This is a genomic window from Streptomyces sp. 135 (genome assembly GCF_020026305.1).
Lineage (GTDB): Bacteria > Actinomycetota > Actinomycetes > Streptomycetales > Streptomycetaceae > Streptomyces.
This window is the reverse complement of sequence record NZ_CP075691.1, coordinates 5,544,703-5,560,640: the sequence shown is the minus strand read 5'-3', so window position 1 is coordinate 5,560,640 and position 15,938 is coordinate 5,544,703. Positions and strand designations below refer to the sequence as shown.

Annotated in this window: 16 protein-coding genes and 1 pseudogene; 8 read left to right on the top strand and 9 right to left on the bottom strand. The window is 71.5% G+C overall.

Features of this window, described 5'->3' with window-relative positions:
* Window positions 1-121: 121 nt before the first annotated feature.
* From KKZ08_RS39015 to KKZ08_RS25295, 3 genes are all read right to left on the bottom strand, one after another.
* A complete protein-coding gene (locus tag KKZ08_RS39015) occupies window positions 122-214 on the bottom strand; it encodes an Ms4533A family Cys-rich leader peptide (RefSeq protein WP_317850838.1) in 93 nt (30 codons plus the stop codon).
* A gap of 82 nt (window positions 215-296) precedes the next feature.
* Window positions 297-1,754, bottom strand: a complete 1,458-nt coding sequence (locus tag KKZ08_RS25300) for a DUF3152 domain-containing protein (protein WP_223776625.1) — start codon at window positions 1,752-1,754, stop codon at window positions 297-299.
* Window positions 1,755-1,762: 8 nt separating this feature from the next.
* Window positions 1,763-2,803 carry an alpha/beta hydrolase gene (locus KKZ08_RS25295; protein WP_223776624.1) on the bottom strand — a complete coding sequence of 347 codons (1,041 nt, stop codon included), beginning with the start codon at window positions 2,801-2,803 and terminating at the stop codon, window positions 1,763-1,765.
* Between the two features lie 172 nt (window positions 2,804-2,975).
* Here KKZ08_RS25295 and KKZ08_RS25290 point away from each other — a divergent pair, with 172 nt between their 5' ends.
* The 4 genes from KKZ08_RS25290 to KKZ08_RS25275 all read left to right on the top strand — a co-directional run bounded on the left by KKZ08_RS25290 (window position 2,976) and on the right by KKZ08_RS25275 (window position 4,883).
* The gene (locus tag KKZ08_RS25290) at window positions 2,976-3,200 is read left to right on the top strand and encodes a hypothetical protein (RefSeq protein ID WP_223776623.1); all 225 of its coding nucleotides are present in this window, start codon (window positions 2,976-2,978) and stop codon (window positions 3,198-3,200) included.
* Window positions 3,201-3,384: 184 nt separating this feature from the next.
* Entirely contained in the window at window positions 3,385-4,026 is a 642-nt protein-coding gene (locus tag KKZ08_RS25285) for a TetR/AcrR family transcriptional regulator (protein WP_205040194.1), read from the top strand.
* Between the two features lie 151 nt (window positions 4,027-4,177).
* Window positions 4,178-4,405: a DUF3107 domain-containing protein gene (locus KKZ08_RS25280; RefSeq protein WP_194138286.1), complete on the top strand. Its 228-nt coding sequence runs from the start codon at window positions 4,178-4,180 to the stop codon at window positions 4,403-4,405.
* A gap of 208 nt (window positions 4,406-4,613) precedes the next feature.
* Window positions 4,614-4,883, top strand: a complete 270-nt coding sequence (locus tag KKZ08_RS25275) for a hypothetical protein (RefSeq protein WP_223776622.1) — start codon at window positions 4,614-4,616, stop codon at window positions 4,881-4,883.
* Between the two features lie 58 nt (window positions 4,884-4,941).
* Here the strand turns inward: KKZ08_RS25275 and KKZ08_RS25270 are convergent, their stop codons facing one another.
* Window positions 4,942-5,700 (bottom strand): ferritin-like fold-containing protein, encoded by a 759-nt coding sequence (locus KKZ08_RS25270; RefSeq protein WP_223776621.1) that lies wholly within the window; start codon window positions 5,698-5,700, stop codon window positions 4,942-4,944.
* A 454-nt stretch (window positions 5,701-6,154) separates the two neighbouring features.
* Here KKZ08_RS25270 and KKZ08_RS25265 point away from each other — a divergent pair.
* Both KKZ08_RS25265 and KKZ08_RS25260 read left to right on the top strand, forming a co-directional pair.
* Window positions 6,155-8,490, top strand: a pseudogene (locus KKZ08_RS25265) (DEAD/DEAH box helicase).
* 239 nt (window positions 8,491-8,729) lie between these two features.
* On the top strand, window positions 8,730-9,629 hold the full coding sequence (locus tag KKZ08_RS25260; protein ID WP_223776620.1) for an alpha/beta hydrolase: 900 nt from the start codon (window positions 8,730-8,732) through the stop codon (window positions 9,627-9,629).
* Between the two features lie 15 nt (window positions 9,630-9,644).
* Here KKZ08_RS25260 and KKZ08_RS25255 read toward each other — a convergent pair whose 3' ends face one another.
* Entirely contained in the window at window positions 9,645-10,574 is a 930-nt protein-coding gene (locus KKZ08_RS25255) for an NYN domain-containing protein (protein WP_223776619.1), read from the bottom strand.
* Between the two features lie 237 nt (window positions 10,575-10,811).
* Between KKZ08_RS25255 and KKZ08_RS25250 the strand changes: the two genes are divergently transcribed.
* Window positions 10,812-10,964, top strand: coding sequence for a hypothetical protein (locus tag KKZ08_RS25250; protein WP_162933566.1), 153 nt, complete (start codon window positions 10,812-10,814; stop codon window positions 10,962-10,964).
* A 90-nt stretch (window positions 10,965-11,054) separates the two neighbouring features.
* Here KKZ08_RS25250 and KKZ08_RS25245 read toward each other — a convergent pair whose 3' ends face one another.
* The 3 genes from KKZ08_RS25245 to KKZ08_RS25235 form a co-directional block, all read right to left on the bottom strand.
* Complete coding sequence (locus KKZ08_RS25245) at window positions 11,055-11,660, bottom strand: MarC family protein (RefSeq protein ID WP_223779181.1); 606 nt, start codon at window positions 11,658-11,660, stop codon at window positions 11,055-11,057.
* 154 nt (window positions 11,661-11,814) lie between these two features.
* Window positions 11,815-12,681, bottom strand: coding sequence for a PHP domain-containing protein (locus KKZ08_RS25240; RefSeq protein WP_223776618.1), 867 nt, complete (start codon window positions 12,679-12,681; stop codon window positions 11,815-11,817).
* A gap of 95 nt (window positions 12,682-12,776) precedes the next feature.
* Entirely contained in the window at window positions 12,777-13,418 is a 642-nt protein-coding gene (locus KKZ08_RS25235) for a DUF6758 family protein (RefSeq protein ID WP_223776617.1), read from the bottom strand.
* A 177-nt stretch (window positions 13,419-13,595) separates the two neighbouring features.
* Here KKZ08_RS25235 and KKZ08_RS25230 point away from each other — a divergent pair, with 177 nt between their 5' ends.
* A complete protein-coding gene (locus KKZ08_RS25230; protein WP_223776616.1) occupies window positions 13,596-14,849 on the top strand; it encodes an MFS transporter in 1,254 nt (417 codons plus the stop codon).
* A gap of 42 nt (window positions 14,850-14,891) precedes the next feature.
* Here KKZ08_RS25230 and KKZ08_RS25225 read toward each other — a convergent pair whose 3' ends face one another.
* Entirely contained in the window at window positions 14,892-15,476 is a 585-nt protein-coding gene (locus KKZ08_RS25225) for a suppressor of fused domain protein (protein WP_223776615.1), read from the bottom strand.
* Between the last annotated feature and the right edge of the window lie 462 nt (window positions 15,477-15,938).

Here is a 15,938-nt window from a genome sequence, read left to right as displayed (position 1 = left end):
CAGCGGAAATGGAGCAGAGCTGACCCCGGGGAGGGTGCGGGGAGGAAAACGGCACAGAGCTGTGGGACGGAGCCGGCACAACGGAGCCGTGGAAAGAGCGACGCACTCGCCGGGGCGGGCGTCAGCAACAGTGGATGTCGGCCACGCAGAGCGCGGTCACGCCGAGCAGCGCCAGCTCGATGGCGGCGCTCGAAGGGGCGTGACGGTTCGACATGCGCAGAAATATGAACGAACTTCCGGCGGATGTCAAAGCGACTCCCTCGCCGGACGCCGGTCCCGGGCTCACCGGCCGCGGCTCAACCCTCGGGGTACGCCCAGGGGTTGGCCTTGCACTTGATCCCGTCGTGATTCAGGAACTTGGTCTGCTGCTGCATGACCGGCGCGAGGCCGCCGTCCTCCGTGCAGTCCGTGTGGTTGAAGCCGAGCCGGTGCCCGACCTCGTGATTGATCAGCATCTGGCGGTACGGGAAAATGGCGCTGCCGTACTTCTTCTTGACGGCGTCGCCGTAGGTCTTGGCGCCCTGCGCCCATCGGAAGGCATTGATCATTACGCGTTCCGTCGCCGCGGAATCGCACGAGACATTGTCCTGGGTCGTGTCGAGACCGGATTTCGCGCACCATTCCGCGGTCGTCCCGGGGCTCGCGAGCGTGATGACGAAATGGGGTTTTCCCGACGAGATCCGCTGGAAGGCGCGACCTCCGTCGTGGGCCCAACTCCGGTCGTCGTTCAGGGTTTTGTGCACGGCCTGCGCGAAGAGTGTGCCGTCCAGACCGAGCCCCTTCTCGACATCGACGCGATAGCGGTAGAGCTGTCCCTTTCCGGGCGCCTTGTCGAATCCGGGAACCACCTCGAAATCACCGGAGCCCTTGAGGTCGGCGTCCAGCGGGTATTTCTTGCCCATCTTCTGCTCGTACGTCACCGGAGCCGCTTCCGGGCCCTTGACGGGCTCCTTGGGCGGCGGCCGTTCGTCGGAGCGCGAGGCGGGGTCCTCGGTGTCGCGCGCGCCACCGCCGGGGGCGGCCTGGGGGCGGACATCGGAGTCGTCGGCGCCGTCGGCGACCTGGCCCGCCACGACGATCGCGAGCACGGCGGTCACGGCGGCGGCCGCGATGCCGGTGAAGATGCGGACCCGCCCGCCCTTCCTGGCACCGGCGGAGCCGACGCCGCCGCCACCGTCGCTGTCACTGCCGCCGCCGTCACTGGCGCCGTCACTGGCGCCGGCGTCGGCGGAGAAGTCATCGGCCCCACCGTCGGCCCGGTGCGCGGGACTCTCGGTCCATTCGGTGACGGAGGCGTACGGGTCGTGGGGCGGCGGTGGCGCGCCCGGCCCCGCCCCCTCAGGGGCACCCTCGGGAAAGGCTTCCACGTAGTCCTGGCGGGGCCCTTGCCGCCCCCGCCGGGCGCGCGACGGCCGCGGCAACCCGCTCTGCCCGGCTCCGGCACCCGGCTCCGCGCCGCCACCGGAGGCATCGCCCCAGCCGCCGCCGGGCTCCCGCTGCTCGGGATGCCCACCGCGGACTTCCGGAGCAGCGGGGGAAAGCGGCGACTGCGGGGGCGCCTCATGCACGGGCGTGCCGTGCGCGGGCGGCGCCCCGTCACCCCCGGGCGCCCGCCTGCGACGACCCGTCCCCGGGCCGGGCTGCGCGCCGGACTGCGGGCGGGCACCGGCGTCGGCGCCCTGTGGCTGCGCAGTACCCGTGGTGCTCTTGTTGTCAGGTGTGGCTGCCGGGCCGCGGCGGCTGTGTCGTCCCACGCGTCGCCTCAGCTCCCCGAACCCGTACGGGCGTCACGGGGGCCTGCCTCGGCGTCAGGGGAACGAACCCTCCGAGCACCCCCCGTCCCGCTCGACTCCCCCGCATCCAGGAGCAGTTCGCGGAAAGCGGTGGCCACGCTCCGCGGATCCTCCATCATCGCCACGTGCCCCACCTCGGTCAGCGTGAGCAGCCGCGAGTCACGGAACGCCGCGGCCGCCTTACGTGCCATGCGGTACGAGACGAGGAGGTCCCGCGCGCCGTACACCAGCAGGGTGGGCGCGAGCACCCGCTCGGCCTGCCGCCACAGCCCGTGCTGCCCGCCCAGCGTGTACGCGTCCACGACCCCGCGCGCCGAGCGCGCCATCGCGTCCCAGAAGTAGGGGAGCTGAAGCCGGCGCTCCATCTCGCGGACCGCCGCGCTGAAACCTTCCGGCGTGACCTTGGCCGGATCGCCGTAACAGAGCCCCATGACTCCGCGGACCCGCTGCTCGGCGGTCCAGTCCCTGGTGAGCCGCGTGAACAGCCCGGCGACTCCGGGCACCGCGAGCAGCCCGGTCGGCACCGCCGTGCGCTGCACGCGCAGCTCGGGCAGCGCGGGCGAGACCAGCGTCAGCGTGCGTACGAGATCGGGCCGCACCGCGGCGACGCGCGTGGTGATGGCGCCGCCCAGCGAGTTGCCGACGAGGTGGACGGGGCCACGGTTGCGGGCGTCGAGGTAGCGGATGACCGCGCGGGCGTGCCCGGTGATCGAGTAGTTCCCGTCGTCCGGCGGCGGGGAGTCACCGAACCCCGGCAGGTCGATGGCCTCGCAGTCGACGACGTCCTCGACCAGTGGCATCAGGGCCGACCAGTTCTGCGAGGAGCCGCCGAGCCCGTGCACGAACAGGGCGGGCGGGAGCCCGGGGCGGACCGGGGGCCGTGAGCGCACGGTCAGGGTGAGCCCCGGCAGGCCGACCGAGCCGAGCCGCTCACCCTCCGCGACCGCGACGGCACCGGGCTTGGGCGCGGCGGTGGCGGCCAGCAGATTCGGCAGCTCGGTCGAAGACATGCGGCAATGTTACGAGACGATCACGCGCTGACTCACGTGTTCGCCGTCACAGGTCGCGCACGGATCGCGTAGCGCCACATCCGGGCGTCTCCTACGCTCATAGAAAGCGGGCGAAGAGGGCACTCGCATTCACGAAGGGCCGCCAGTACCGCAAGGGAAGAGAGAGCCACACATGAGTGTCGACCCGACCGATCCCGAGACCTTCGAGCCGGAAGACGACGCGAGCACGGCCGAGGCGGATCTGGAGACCCCGGAGGCGGACGCCGCCGAGCAGCAGGCCGATCTCGCCCCGAGCAGGGACGACTCACTGAAGGACGCCGATCCGAACGCCGCCAATGTGGCGGACCTCGCCGAACAGGCCCGCGTGGTCGATCTCGACGAGGACGACTACCGCTGAGCCGTCCCCCAAGAACGGCGGCCGACACGGCCTGACCGTGTTTGCCCCGCTACGCACCGCCGCGAAGCCCTTCCACGGCGGTCCAGTCCGTGAAATTCTGCGCCCGCACCGCACACATCACTGTTACCGAAAAGTACGATGGCGGCGCGGCGCTCACCGCACATCGGACGATTTGGGAGGCGGCGTGACAGCCATCGAGCAGACAGAGGCGGCACGCCCGCGGGGCACTCGCCTGCCGCGTCGTGCCCGGCGCAATCAACTTCTCGGCGCGGCCCAGGAAGTTTTCGTCGCACAGGGGTACCACGCGGCCGCGATGGACGACATCGCCGAGCGCGCCGGGGTCAGCAAGCCGGTGCTCTACCAGCACTTCCCCGGCAAGCTCGACCTCTATCTGGCCCTGCTCGACCAGCACTGCGAGTCGCTGCTCCAGTCGGTGCGCACGGCCCTCGCATCCACCACGGACAACAAGCTGCGCGTCGCGGCGACGATGGACGCCTACTTCGCGTACGTCGAGAACGAGGGCGGCGCCTTCCGGCTGGTCTTCGAGTCGGATCTGACGAACGAGGCAGCGGTCCGCGAGCGCGTGGACCGCGTCACCCTCCAGTGCGCGGAGGCGATCTGCGAGGTCATCGCCGAGGACACCGGCTTGCCGCGCGACGAGGCGATGCTACTGGCCGTGGGCCTCGGCGGATACTCGCAGGTGGTCGCCCGGTACTGGCTGGCCAGCGGCAGCACGGTCCCGCGCGACAAGGCGGTGGAACTGCTCACCTCGCTCGCCTGGCGCGGCATCGCGGGCTTCCCGCTGCACGGCACCGAGGGCCACTGACGCCGCACCCCGGCTACCGCCTCTTTGTTCCCGCTCCGTGTTCGCTACCGGCGTGCACGGCAGCGGCCGTCCACATCCCCTCACCGGGCTAATGTGTGCTGGGTACGGCGCGGACGGCCGCGCACAGACTGACCGTCGGAGGGACAAAGCCGTGGAGGTCAAGATCGGCGTGCAGTACGCGCCCCGCGAGATCGTGCTGGAGAGCGGCCAGAGCGCCGAGGAAATCGAGCACGCGGTGTCCGAGGCGCTGACCGGCAAGTCGCCGCTGCTGAGCCTCGTGGACGACCACGGCCGCAAGGTCCTGGTTCCGGCCGACCGCCTCGCGTACGTGGAGCTCGGCGAGCCCACCGCGCGCAAGGTGGGCTTCAGCGCCCTGTAGGACGCGCATACGAGTACGAGTACGGCCCGGCGGTTCTCTCGACCGCCGGGCCGTACTCATGCGTTGCCGTACGCGCGTGTTGCCGTACGCGCGTGTTGCCGTACGCGGTGGCGGTGGAGCCCTCCGGATCATGGAGGGTTGCGTTCCGGCCGCCAGGGGTAGACCGGCTACGACCGATTTGCACCTGGCCGCGAAGGAGGGCACCACCGTGATTCTGGAAGCACTCGGCTCCACCTTGCTGGGCCTCGCGCTGGCCTGGGCCGCGGCCCACCGGCTGGCGCACCGGCTGCCCGCGCGCAGCCTGGTCCTGTCGACGGGCCCCGCCGGCGCCCTCATCGGCGCCTTCATCACCCACATGGCACTCGGCCCCGGCCACGCCCCCGCGGTCATGCTGGGAGCGGTGGCCGTCTCTGCGGCCCTGCTCTCCCTGCTGCTCCGCCCGACCCGAGCCGGAATGCACCGCTCAGCGACGGCGTGACAGGGGCGCGGGGAACCGCGCGCTCAGCCCACGACCACCCGCGTCCGGCAACGGACTCTCAGGCGGCCAGCCCCAGCGCGGCCATCCGCTTGGTGTGCGCCTCCGTGATCCGCGAGAACATCCGCCCCACCTCGGCGAGGTCGAACCCGTCGGCCACGCCCCCGACCAGCATGGTCGACAGGGCGTCCCGGTCCGCGACCACCCGCTGCGACTGCGAGAGCGCCTCACCCATCAGCCGCCGCGCCCACAGGGCGAGCCGCCCGCCGACCCGCGGGTCCGCCTCGATCGCGGCGCGCACCTTCTCCACGGCGAAACTGGCGTGCCCGGTGTCGTCGAGGACGGCGAGGACGAGTTCGCGCGTGTCGGCGTCGAGGCGGGCCGCCACCTCGCGGTAGAAGTCACTGGCGATCGAGTCACCGACGTACGCCTTGACGAGACCCTCCAGCCAGTCGGACGGCGCGGTCTGCCGGTGGAAACCGTCGAGCGCCGCCACGAAGGGCTCCATGGCCTCGGTCGGCTCCGCGCCGATCGCCGACAGCCGGTCCCGCAACTGCTCGAAATGGTGGAACTCCGCCGACGCCATCTTCGCCAGCTCCGCCTTGTCGCCGAGGGTCGGCGCCAGCTTCGCGTCCTCCGCGAGCCTCTCGAACGCCGCGAGCTCCCCGTAGGCGAGCGCGCCGAGCAGGTCGACGACCGCCGCGCGGTAGTGGGGCTCGGCAGAAGCTTTCGCCCAGTCCTGGGCGGCGACTCCGGTGGGTTCGGCGGGCGACTCGGGGGCGGATTCGGCGGGGGTGTCAGGCGTCTCCATGAAGCGCACAATAGCCCGCCTGCCGTAAGCCGTAAGGTCCTGGTCAGTCACTGTGACGACGACCATGTGACGAATTCGCCGGACACGCATGCGAGATTCCGGGGTACAGTGGTAATGCGCCTGCCGAATATTCGACGGGCCGTACGAATGAGGATGCCCGGTCGGTGGCCCGATCGGCTCCGACCCGACAGCCCTCCGGGCGGTACGCGCAGATGCGTGCGGCACGAGGAGGGAACCTCAGCGGTAAGAGCGCTCGAGCGCAGGCAGTGGTCCCGCGCCCCCGGCCAGCCCCCCAAGCAGCCGGCGGTAGTGGCACGGTCACGACCCCCAGCGTTCGCCTCACGCCGCGTCTCACAGAAGAGGCATAGCCCTGACTACGACTTTCCGAGAGCTCGGGATTCTTCCCGAGACGGCCGAGGCACTCGAAGCCGTCGGCATCATCAATCCCTTCCCCATCCAGGAGATGACCCTCCCCGTCGCCCTCTCGGGCAAGGACGTCATCGGCCAGGCCAAGACCGGCACCGGCAAGACGCTCGGCTTTGGTCTCCCGCTCCTGGAGCGGGTGATCGTCCCCGCCGACGTCGAGGCGGGCCGCGCCGAGCCCGAGCAGCTGACCGAGGCGCCGCAGGCCCTCATCGTGGTCCCCACCCGCGAGCTCTGCCAGCAGGTGACGAACGACCTCCTGACCGCCGGCAAGGCGCGCAACGTCCGCGTCCTCGCCATATACGGCGGCCGTGCCTACGAACCGCAGGTCGAGGCCCTCAAGAAGGGCATCGACATCGTCGTCGGCACCCCGGGGCGGCTGCTCGACCTCGCGGGCCAGCGCAAGCTCGACCTCAAGCACGTCAAGTGCCTGGTCCTCGACGAGGCCGACGAAATGCTCGACCTGGGCTTCCTGCCCGACGTCGAGAAGATCATCAACATGCTGCCGGCCAAGCGCCAGACCATGCTGTTCTCGGCGACGATGCCGGGCGCGGTCATCGGCCTCGCCCGTCGCTACATGTCGCAGCCCACGCACATCCGCGCCACCGCGCCGGACGACGAGGGCCAGACGGTCGCGAACACCGCGCAGTTCGTCTACCGCGCGCACAACATGGACAAGCCGGAGATGATCTCCCGCATCCTGCAGGCCGACGGCCGTGGGCTCGCGATGGTCTTCTGCCGCACCAAGCGCACCGCCGCCGACATCGCCGAGCAGCTGGAGAAGCGCGGTTTCGCCTCCGGCGCCGTCCACGGCGACCTCGGCCAAGGCGCGCGCGAGCAGGCCCTGCGGGCGTTCCGCAACGGCAAGGTGGACGTGCTCGTCTGCACCGACGTCGCCGCCCGCGGCATCGACGTCGAGGGCGTCACGCACGTCATCAACTACCAGTCGCCCGAGGACGAGAAGACGTACCTCCACCGCATCGGCCGCACCGGCCGCGCGGGCGCCAAGGGCATCGCGATCACGCTGGTCGACTGGGACGACATCCCGCGCTGGCAGCTGATCAACAAGGCGCTGGACCTGGGCTTCAACGACCCGGTCGAGACGTACTCCAGCTCCCCGCACCTGTACGAGGAGCTGAACATCCCGGCGGGCACCAAGGGTGTGCTGCCGCGTGCCGAGCGGACCCGTGCGGGTCTGGGCGCGGAGGAGATCGAGGACCTCGGCGAGACCGGCGGGCGCGGCCGTGGCGGCCGCGGCGGCCGTTCGCAGGACCGCGACCGTGATCGCGGCCGTGACCGGGATCGTGACCGGGACCGGGACCGTGACCGGGATCGTTCCGGTTCCGCCTCGGGCCCCGGCTCCGCGTCGGCCGATCAGGAGCGCCCCGCGCGTACGCCGCGACGCCGTCGCCGCACGCGTGCCGGGTCCCCCCTGGACACCGCGGCGTCGGCGGCCACGGCCACCGCTCCGGTGGTCGAGGAGTCCGCTCCGGCAGCCGCCGAGCCGACGGAGCCGCGCACCCGCGCCGCCGCCGCCGGACGCGCGGTGGCGCCGCCGCCGAAGCGGTGACCGCCGCCGAGACGACGGTCACGGAGCCGAAGGCCCCCGTCACCGAGCCCGCCGAGGCCCCGGTCGCGGAGAAGCCGAAGCGCCGGACGCGCAAGGCCGCCGAGCCGGTGACCGAAGCCGAGGTCAAGGTTGACGCCGAGGCCCCGGTCGCGGAGAAGCCGAAGCGCCGCACCCGCAAGGCCGCCGAGCCCGTCGCCGAAGCTGCCGCGCCGGCCGTGGCAGCGGAGCCCGTGGCCGACGCCGAGGCGCCGGTGGCGGAGAAGCCGAAGCGCCGCACCCGCAAGGCCGCCGAGCCCGTCGCCGAAGCCGAAGCCCCCGCTACGGAGAAGCCGAAGCGCCGTACCCGTAAGGCCGCCGAACCGGTGACCGAGGCCGCCGCCGAGGCCCCGGCCGAGGAGAAGCCGAAGCGCCGGACGCGCAAGGCCGCCGAGCCCGTGGCCGAGGCCGAAGCCCCCGCTGCGGAGAAGCCGAAGCGCCGTACCCGTAAGGCTGCCGAGCCCGTGGCAGATGCCGAGGCCGCGGCTGCCGAGAAGCCCAAGCGCCGGACGCGCAAGGCCGCCGAACCGGTGACCGAAGCCGCCGCCGAGGCCCCGGCCGAGGAGAAGCCCAAGCGCCGGACGCGCAAGGCCGCCGAACCGGTCGTCGAGGCCGAGATCCCCGCGCAGTCGACGGAGGAGCCGAAGCCGCGTCGCCGTGCGCGCAAGGCGGCCGCCGTCCCGGCTGCGGACGTGGCCGAGGCGCCGGTCGCGGCCCCGCGCCGTCGCACGCGCAAGAAGGCCGAGGCCGCGGAGATCACGGAGAGCTGAGCCTCCGCCCTCCCGCACCACCGAAGGCCCGCCCCGCACCAGGGGCGGGCCTTCGCGCGTATCCGCCCCCGGCCGCGAAGCCGCGGAGTACGGCGGCCAGGATGCCGGGCGCGAGGTGACACACACCGCCAGAGCCCGTCACCCAGCGGCGGAAACGGCCGCCACGACCCGGGGCCCCGCCGGACCGGGCCCGAACACCCGCCCAGGGCCCCGGGGCCAGAACCCGTTAGCCTCGCCCCATGAGCAGGCCTCCCACCTTCACGCCACCCCCGTGCACGACCGCACGCGTCCTGCACACCGCCCGCGGCGACTTCGCCGTCCTCGACGCGCTCCCGCCCGAGGGCACCCGGGTCAACGGGACCGCCCTCCTGCTCCCCGGCTTCACCGGCAGCAAGGAGGACTTCATCGCCCTCCTGGAACCCCTGGCCACCGCCGGCTACCGCGCCGTCGCCGTGGACGGCAGGGGCCAGTACGAGTCACCGGGCCCGGACGACCAATCGGCGTACGCCCAGGCGGAGTTGGCCCGCGACGTGCTGGCACAGACGGCGGCCCTGGCGGAGCCGGCGCCGCCCCATCTCCTCGGCCACTCCCTCGGCGGCCAGATCGCCCGCGCCGCCGTGCTCCTCGACCCCGGCGCCTTCGCCTCGCTCACGCTGATGTCCTCGGGCCCCGCCGCGATCACCCCCACCCAGCAGGCCCGCGCCAAGATGCTGGCGGACGCCCTCGCGGTGCTCACGATGGAGGAGGTGTGGCAGGCCATGCAGGCCATGGAGCCGCCGCCCCCGGAGGACACGGACACCGGCGGCGCCCGGGCGGCCGGCGGCGACGACAGCGCGGCCCTGCGCGCCCGCTGGCTGCGCCACAACCCCGCCCAGCTGATCGCGACCGGCAGGCAGCTCTCCACGGAGCCGGACCGCGTGGCCGAACTCGCCGCCACCGCACTGCCCAAGCACGTGGTCTCCGGCGAACGCGACGACACCTGGCCCGTGCCGCTCCTGGACGACATGGCACGCCGCCTGCGCGCCCACCGCACGGTGATCACCGGCGCCGAGCACTCCCCCAACACGGACCGCCCCGAGGAGACGGCCGCGGCCGTGACCGGCTTCTGGGACGGCCTCGGCCGACGCGAGGACGACTGAGAACCAGAACCAGTCTCAGTACTGCGTCCGCAGGTGGTCCCAGAACCCGTCCCGCAGCGCCCTGCGCAGATCGGACTGCCCCCGCAGCGAGTACTGGAGCATCCGCTCCGCCTCCACCAGCAGCTCCTGGTCCACGGACCCGGGCAGGTACGGATGCCCGGGCAGGAGGCCCACCAGCGCCTCCCGCCCCCGCGCCGCCAGCCACTTCGCGGCGATCTGCGCGCCGACGAAGCGGACGTCCTCACGGGTGGGGCGCTGCGCGTCGGGCCCCGCCTCGTACGTCGTCGTGGCGGCACGCCGGGACACGTACGGCTTGCAGAAGTCGAGGTCGAACGTCCGCTGGCTGTCGACCTCCCACAGCAGCGGCTCCGCCTGGTTGCGGCCGTCGGGTGCCTCGATGCCCCACAGGTGCACCCGCGCGCCGTACCCCTGGGCCGCCTCGACCGCCGAGACCAGGTCCTCGTCGCCGCCGATGAGGGCCGCGTCGCTGATGGCGCGGTGCCGGGCCAGGGACTCCAGGTCGCTGCGGATAAGGGAGTCGACGCCCTTCTGCTGGTTGTTGGCGTTCAGGTTGCCGAGCCTGACCTTGACGTCGGGCAGCTCGGCGATCGACTGCTGCTCGGTGGTGTGGATGCGGCGCCTGGCCCCGTCGTACCAGTAGACGCGCAGCAGCCGGCTGTCCGCGAAGATCGTGCGGGCCTTGTCGATGAGCGCCTCGATGAGGCCCTCGGCGTCGAGGTCGAAGGACCGCCGGTCCTCGGTGCCCGCGGCGAGCCGGCCCGCGGCCGCGTACAGGTATCCGGCGTCGACGAAGATCGCGTGCGTGGACGGGGTCTTCGCCACCTCCGCGAGCACGCGTTCGAGCAGCCCGTTGGCGCGCTCCAGCTGGGCGCTGAGGTGCGCCGCGGCACCGTGGTCGGCTGCGCTGTGTTCGACGTTGTTCATAGGGAACCCAGTCTCCCGCTGGTCACACAGCGAACACAACCGGTGTCGCTACCCACGGGTAATTAGGTACTCGAAAAATTTCCTTAGCGTAGGGAATGTTTGCACGGGGCAACTCGTTGTACCCATCAGGAACGCGGGCACAGGAAGCACGCAACCGACACTTCATGGCCGGGAAACAGCCTGGCCATCTCCAGTAGTTCTCCTTCAGGAGGATGACCAGACGAAGGGAGAAGCCTCATGCGCTTCGAAATCATGCGACTCGATGACGTCGATGGCAACGCCGTGGACAGCACCGTCGTGGACGCCGCCTCCGTCAATCGGATCGTGCAGCAGGCCGCAGCGATAGGCCAGCGCATCTACATCCGACCGGCCGAGTCCTCGGCCTCGTAACGCAGACGACACAGGGCCCCGTACGAAAGCCGTACGGGGCCCTTCGTGCGTCCGTGTCCGTCCGCGGCGGGACGGACACGGACCGGGAGCTCAGCTCCCGTTGATCACCTGCGTGACGCCGTTGATGATCTGCTGGACCGCGATCGCGGACAGCATCATGCCCGCGAGCCTCGTCACGAGCACCACGCCGCCGTCCTTGATGACGCGGATGATCAGCAGCGAGTACCGCATGACCAGCCACAGCACCACGTGCATCGCCACGATCGCTGACCAGACGGAGACCTGCGTACCGACGCTGTCGGCGTCCTGGACGGCGAGGATCACCGAGACGATCGCGCCGGGCCCGGCGAGCAGCGGCATGCCGAGCGGGACCAGCGCGACGTTGACGTCCTTGGTCTGCTTCGGCTCGTCCGTCTTGCCGGTGAGCAGGTCGAGCGCGATGAGCAGCAGCAGAAGGCCGCCCGCGATCATCAGCGCCGGAACGGACACATGCAGGTAGTCGAGGATCTGATGGCCGACGAGGCCGAAGACGGAGATGACGCCGAAGGCGACGCAGACGGCCTGGAAGGCCATCCGCTGCTGCACCTTGGCGGGCCGGCCGGCGGTCAGGCCGAGGAAGATCGGGGTGATCCCTGGAGGGTCCATGATCACGAAGAGCGTGAGGAAGAGGGAGCCGAAGACGGCGACGTCGAACACAGTGATGGCCTTGCGGAGAGTCGTACGAAGGAGCCGCACCGGATGCCGCCGGGCGCAGGGCATGGCGGCCACCGGCCCGGAACAGCGGAACAGTGGAGCGAGGGGGAGGGTGAGGGTGAGAGCGAGGGAGGCAGTGCGCGCGGACGCGGGAGCGTTACGCCGCCGGGGTTCCGCCCGCCCCGGGCACGGGGAACGCCCCGGTGGCCCGGCGGGTGATCTCGCCGTAGATCTCGGGGTCGGTGGTGAACTCACCGAGCAGACAAGTCTTGCGGGTGCCGTGGTAGTCGCTGGAGCCGGTGACCAGCAGGCCGAGGTCCGCGGCGAGGCCGTGCAGCCGGGCGCGCGTCTCCGGCGCGTGATCCATGTGGTCCGCCTCGATGCCGTCGAGGCCCGCCGCGGCGAGTTCGGCCATCGCGCTCTCGGGCACCACCTGGCCGCGCTTGGCGGCGGCGGGGTGCGCGAAGACGGTGACGCCGCCGGCCGCCTTCACCAGGCGGATCGCGTCGAAGGGGTCGAGCTCGTGCTTCTCGGCGTACGCGCGGCCGCCGTCGGCGAGCCACTCGGGCGTGAAGGCGTCGGAGACGGTGGGCACGACGCCCAGCTCGACGAGCGCCTCGGCGATGTGCGGGCGGCCGACCGAGCCGTCGCCCGCGATCCGGGCGACCTGCTCCCAGGTCACGTCCACGCCGAGCGCCCGGAGCTTGCCGATCATGGCCTTCGCGCGCGGCACCCGGTCGTCGCGCACCAGTTCGCGCTCGCGGGCGAGCTCCGGCTCCTCGGGGTCGAAGAGGTACGCCAGCATGTGCAGCCCCACGCCGTCGAGGCGGCAGGAGAGTTCGGCGCCCGTGACGAGGGTCAGGCCCGAGGGGAGCGCGGCGATCGCTTCGGCGTATCCGCGGGTGGTGTCGTGGTCGGTCAGCGCGACGACGTCGAGACCGGCGGCCGAGGCGTTCCGCACCAGCTCGGCCGGGGTGTCCGTGCCGTCGGATGCGGTGGAGTGAGTGTGCAGATCGATGCGCACGGCGCTGACTCCAGGGCTCTGACGGGCGGACGGCGGGGACGCTCAAGGATAACGGGAATCGAACGCTCCCCCGGCCGCCCCGGACGAGGCATCGCTCACGGCGTGAGCAGCCGCGGCGACAGCGCCCCGCACGGCACCAGGTCCACCTCGGCGCCCGCGTCCCGCAGGTCGGTGAGCACCAGCTCGTCGTACATCAGGAGCCCCGACTGCTCCGGCCACGCGATGGCCCACAGCCACAGGCCCCGCGCCTCGCCCGCGAAGACGGCGCGGTCGTCCGGCGTCGCCGACACGTGCCACAGCGGCGTGGGCCGCCCGGCGGCGTGGACCTTGGCGTGCGCGGGCTGGTCCACGCTCATGTAGGGGCCGGGGTCGGGGCCGTCGATGCCCGCGTACCGCGCGCCGAGGCCGACACCCAGCTCTTCGGCGACCAGGACCAGTTCGCCGACGCCGCCGAGCGGGGCGGGGCCCGAACAGGCCACGGCGGTCGCGCGACCGCCGCTCCTGTCGTCACCCGCGCACGCCACACCGGTGAACAGCCAGCCGACCGGCAGGGGCCACGGCATCCACACCGGGACCTGCGCACGGTGCACGACGACCTGGAGGGCCTCGACGCTGGGCGGGATCACGGGCTGCAGCGGGTGCACGGTGCCGTCCACATCGCACTGCCAGGAGTCGGTAAAGAGACCGGGAGCCCTGACCCGGCCACCACACTTCGGGCAACTGGGTTCGCCCCTCATAGCCACCAACGGTCCTCTTCGGTCGCCGCCCCGTCAAGGACGATCACCCGTCCGGTGGCCCTGTCAGCAGGGGAATTTAGGTGTAGCTTGCACTCTTTAGCCTCTCTAACTTAATATATGTATACGTCAACGAACTCTGCGCGGCACTGAACGCGAAAGCAGTGAAGGAGCGGCTGTATGAACAGCAGGACAGGAGGCCCCGCCGAAGGGGACCCGTTCGACGCCGGAGCGGGCAGTATCCTGCGGCAACCGAAGGCGGTGTGGGCCACGGCGGGCGCCTCCGTCGTCGCCTTCATGGGCATCGGGCTCGTCGACCCGATCCTGCCCTCCATCGCCGAGGGCCTGGACGCCACCGCCGGCCAGGTCTCCCTCCTCTTCACCTCGTACTTCCTGATCACGGCCCTCGCCATGCTGGTGACCGGCTTCGTCTCCAGCCGCATCGGCGGCAAGAAGACGCTGCTCCTCGGCCTCGCGCTCGTGGTGGTCTTCGCGGGCCTGTCCGGCACCTCCGGATCGGTCGGTGAACTGGTCGGGTTCCGCGCGGGCTGGGGGCTCGGCAACGCGCTCTTCGTGTCGACCGCGCTCGCCGTCATCGTCGGCGCCGCGGCCGGGGGCAGCGCGGCCGCGATCCTGCTGTACGAATCGGCGCTCGGCCTCGGCATGGCCTGCGGGCCCCTGGTCGGCGCGCTGCTCGGCGACGCCAGCTGGCGCTACCCGTTCTTCGGCACCGCCGTGCTGATGGCGATCGGCTTCCTCTGCATCACGGCGTTCCTCAAGGAGCAGCCGAGGCCCGCGCGGAAGACGTCCCTGCTCGACCCCATCAAGGCCCTCGGCCACGGCGGGCTCGCCTCGGCGGCGGCCTCGGCCTTCTTCTACAACTACACGTTCTTCACCGTGCTGGCGTTCACGCCGTTCGTGCTGGACATGACCCCGTACAAGTCGGGCGCCGTCTTCTTCGCCTGGGGCGTGCTGCTCGCGGTCTTCTCGGTGCTCGTCGCGCCCCGGCTCCAGGAACGCTTCGGGTCCCTGAAGGTGCTCGGCGGTTCACTGGTGCTGCTCGCCGTGGACGTGCTGGTGCTCGGGTACGGCAACCACACCGCGGCCATCGTCTGCACGATCCTGTCCGGTGCCTTCATCGGCGTGAACAACACCGTCTACACCGAACTGGCCCTCGGCGTCTCCGCCGCGCCGCGACCGGTGGCCAGCGCCGGCTACAACTTCGTCCGGTGGTTCGCCGCGGCCGCCGCGCCGTTCTTCGCACCGAAGATCGAGGAGTGGAGCGACATCCACATGCCGTTCGTCGTCGCGGCCGTCACGGCGGTGCTCGGCGCGCTCGTGGTCTGGGTGCGCCGCGCCTCCCTCGCCCACGAGGCCGAGGAACTGGAGCCGAAGCACGCGACGGAGGACGGGGTCGGCGTCTTCGCCGGCTGAGGCCCGCACATGGCAGGCCCCGCACACGGCATTTCCGCCCGGTCAGTCCAAGGACACCGACCTGCGCAGCGGATCGCGCAGGTCCGTCCCGCTGGTCAGCCAGCGCTCCTGGAGGGCCGCCGCGCCGTGCACCCGCTTCCAGGCCGCCTCGTTCGGCGTCATGGGCAGCAGGGGCAGGAACCGTACGGGGTCCATGGGAGCGTCGAGATCCAGGTCCTCCACCAGGCCGCCGGACTCGGCGACCAGGACCGAGGTGAACGGCGCGGCAGGCCACAGGGGTTCGCCCACGTCCAGTGAGGCGCCCGGCGCCACGACCAGGCCCTCGACCTGAGGGGAGGCCGCCAGCACCGCGAGGGGCCGCAGCACCTTGTCCGTGTCGGCGAGACCCCCCCGTACCGAGAGGACCAGTTCGGCGCGCGGGCCCTTGACCGGGTCGGCGAGGGCCGCGGTGGGGTCGGCCATCGGCTGGGCGGACATACCGAGCGTGGCGTAGCGCACTACGTCGCCGTCCGTGAACCGCAGCACTTCGATCCGGTCGGTGCCGAGGAAGGTCACCGCCGCACGCGCGTCCGGTTCTCCGAGGCCAGTACGGAGACGGGCCTCGACCAGCGCAAGAACATCAGCCATGACGTGAGCATAGAACTCGTCAGTGATGGGCAAAGCGGGGGCTTGACACTGCGGTCGGCTGATAGTGTTGGCCGCTGGCTCAGGGCAGCACGCAGAAGCGTCGCTTTCAAGCCCTGCGGACAGACACTGACTTTGCGCCACGGGCGCAGAGGGCGCATGGGACTTCCCTTACGGGGGACCGGCCGGAGGAGGTGGGGCTGCAATGGACCGAAGTCGACCGTGCAGTACCACCCGCTCTTCCGCCCGGTGAATCACGCAGCTCCGTAGCTGCACAAGCACAGGCACGTGTCGCATGCACCGCATGCGCTGTTCGTGCCGGGTGCGACGGAAGAGCACTTCGTTTCCACCTGATCTGTCTGAGTTCCCTGATCTGTGTCAGTAGCGAAGCTGCCACCGCGACGGTGCGGTGCTCCCCGCTTTGTGGACGTGCCAAACATTCCCGCAGCAGGACGTCCCCATTCC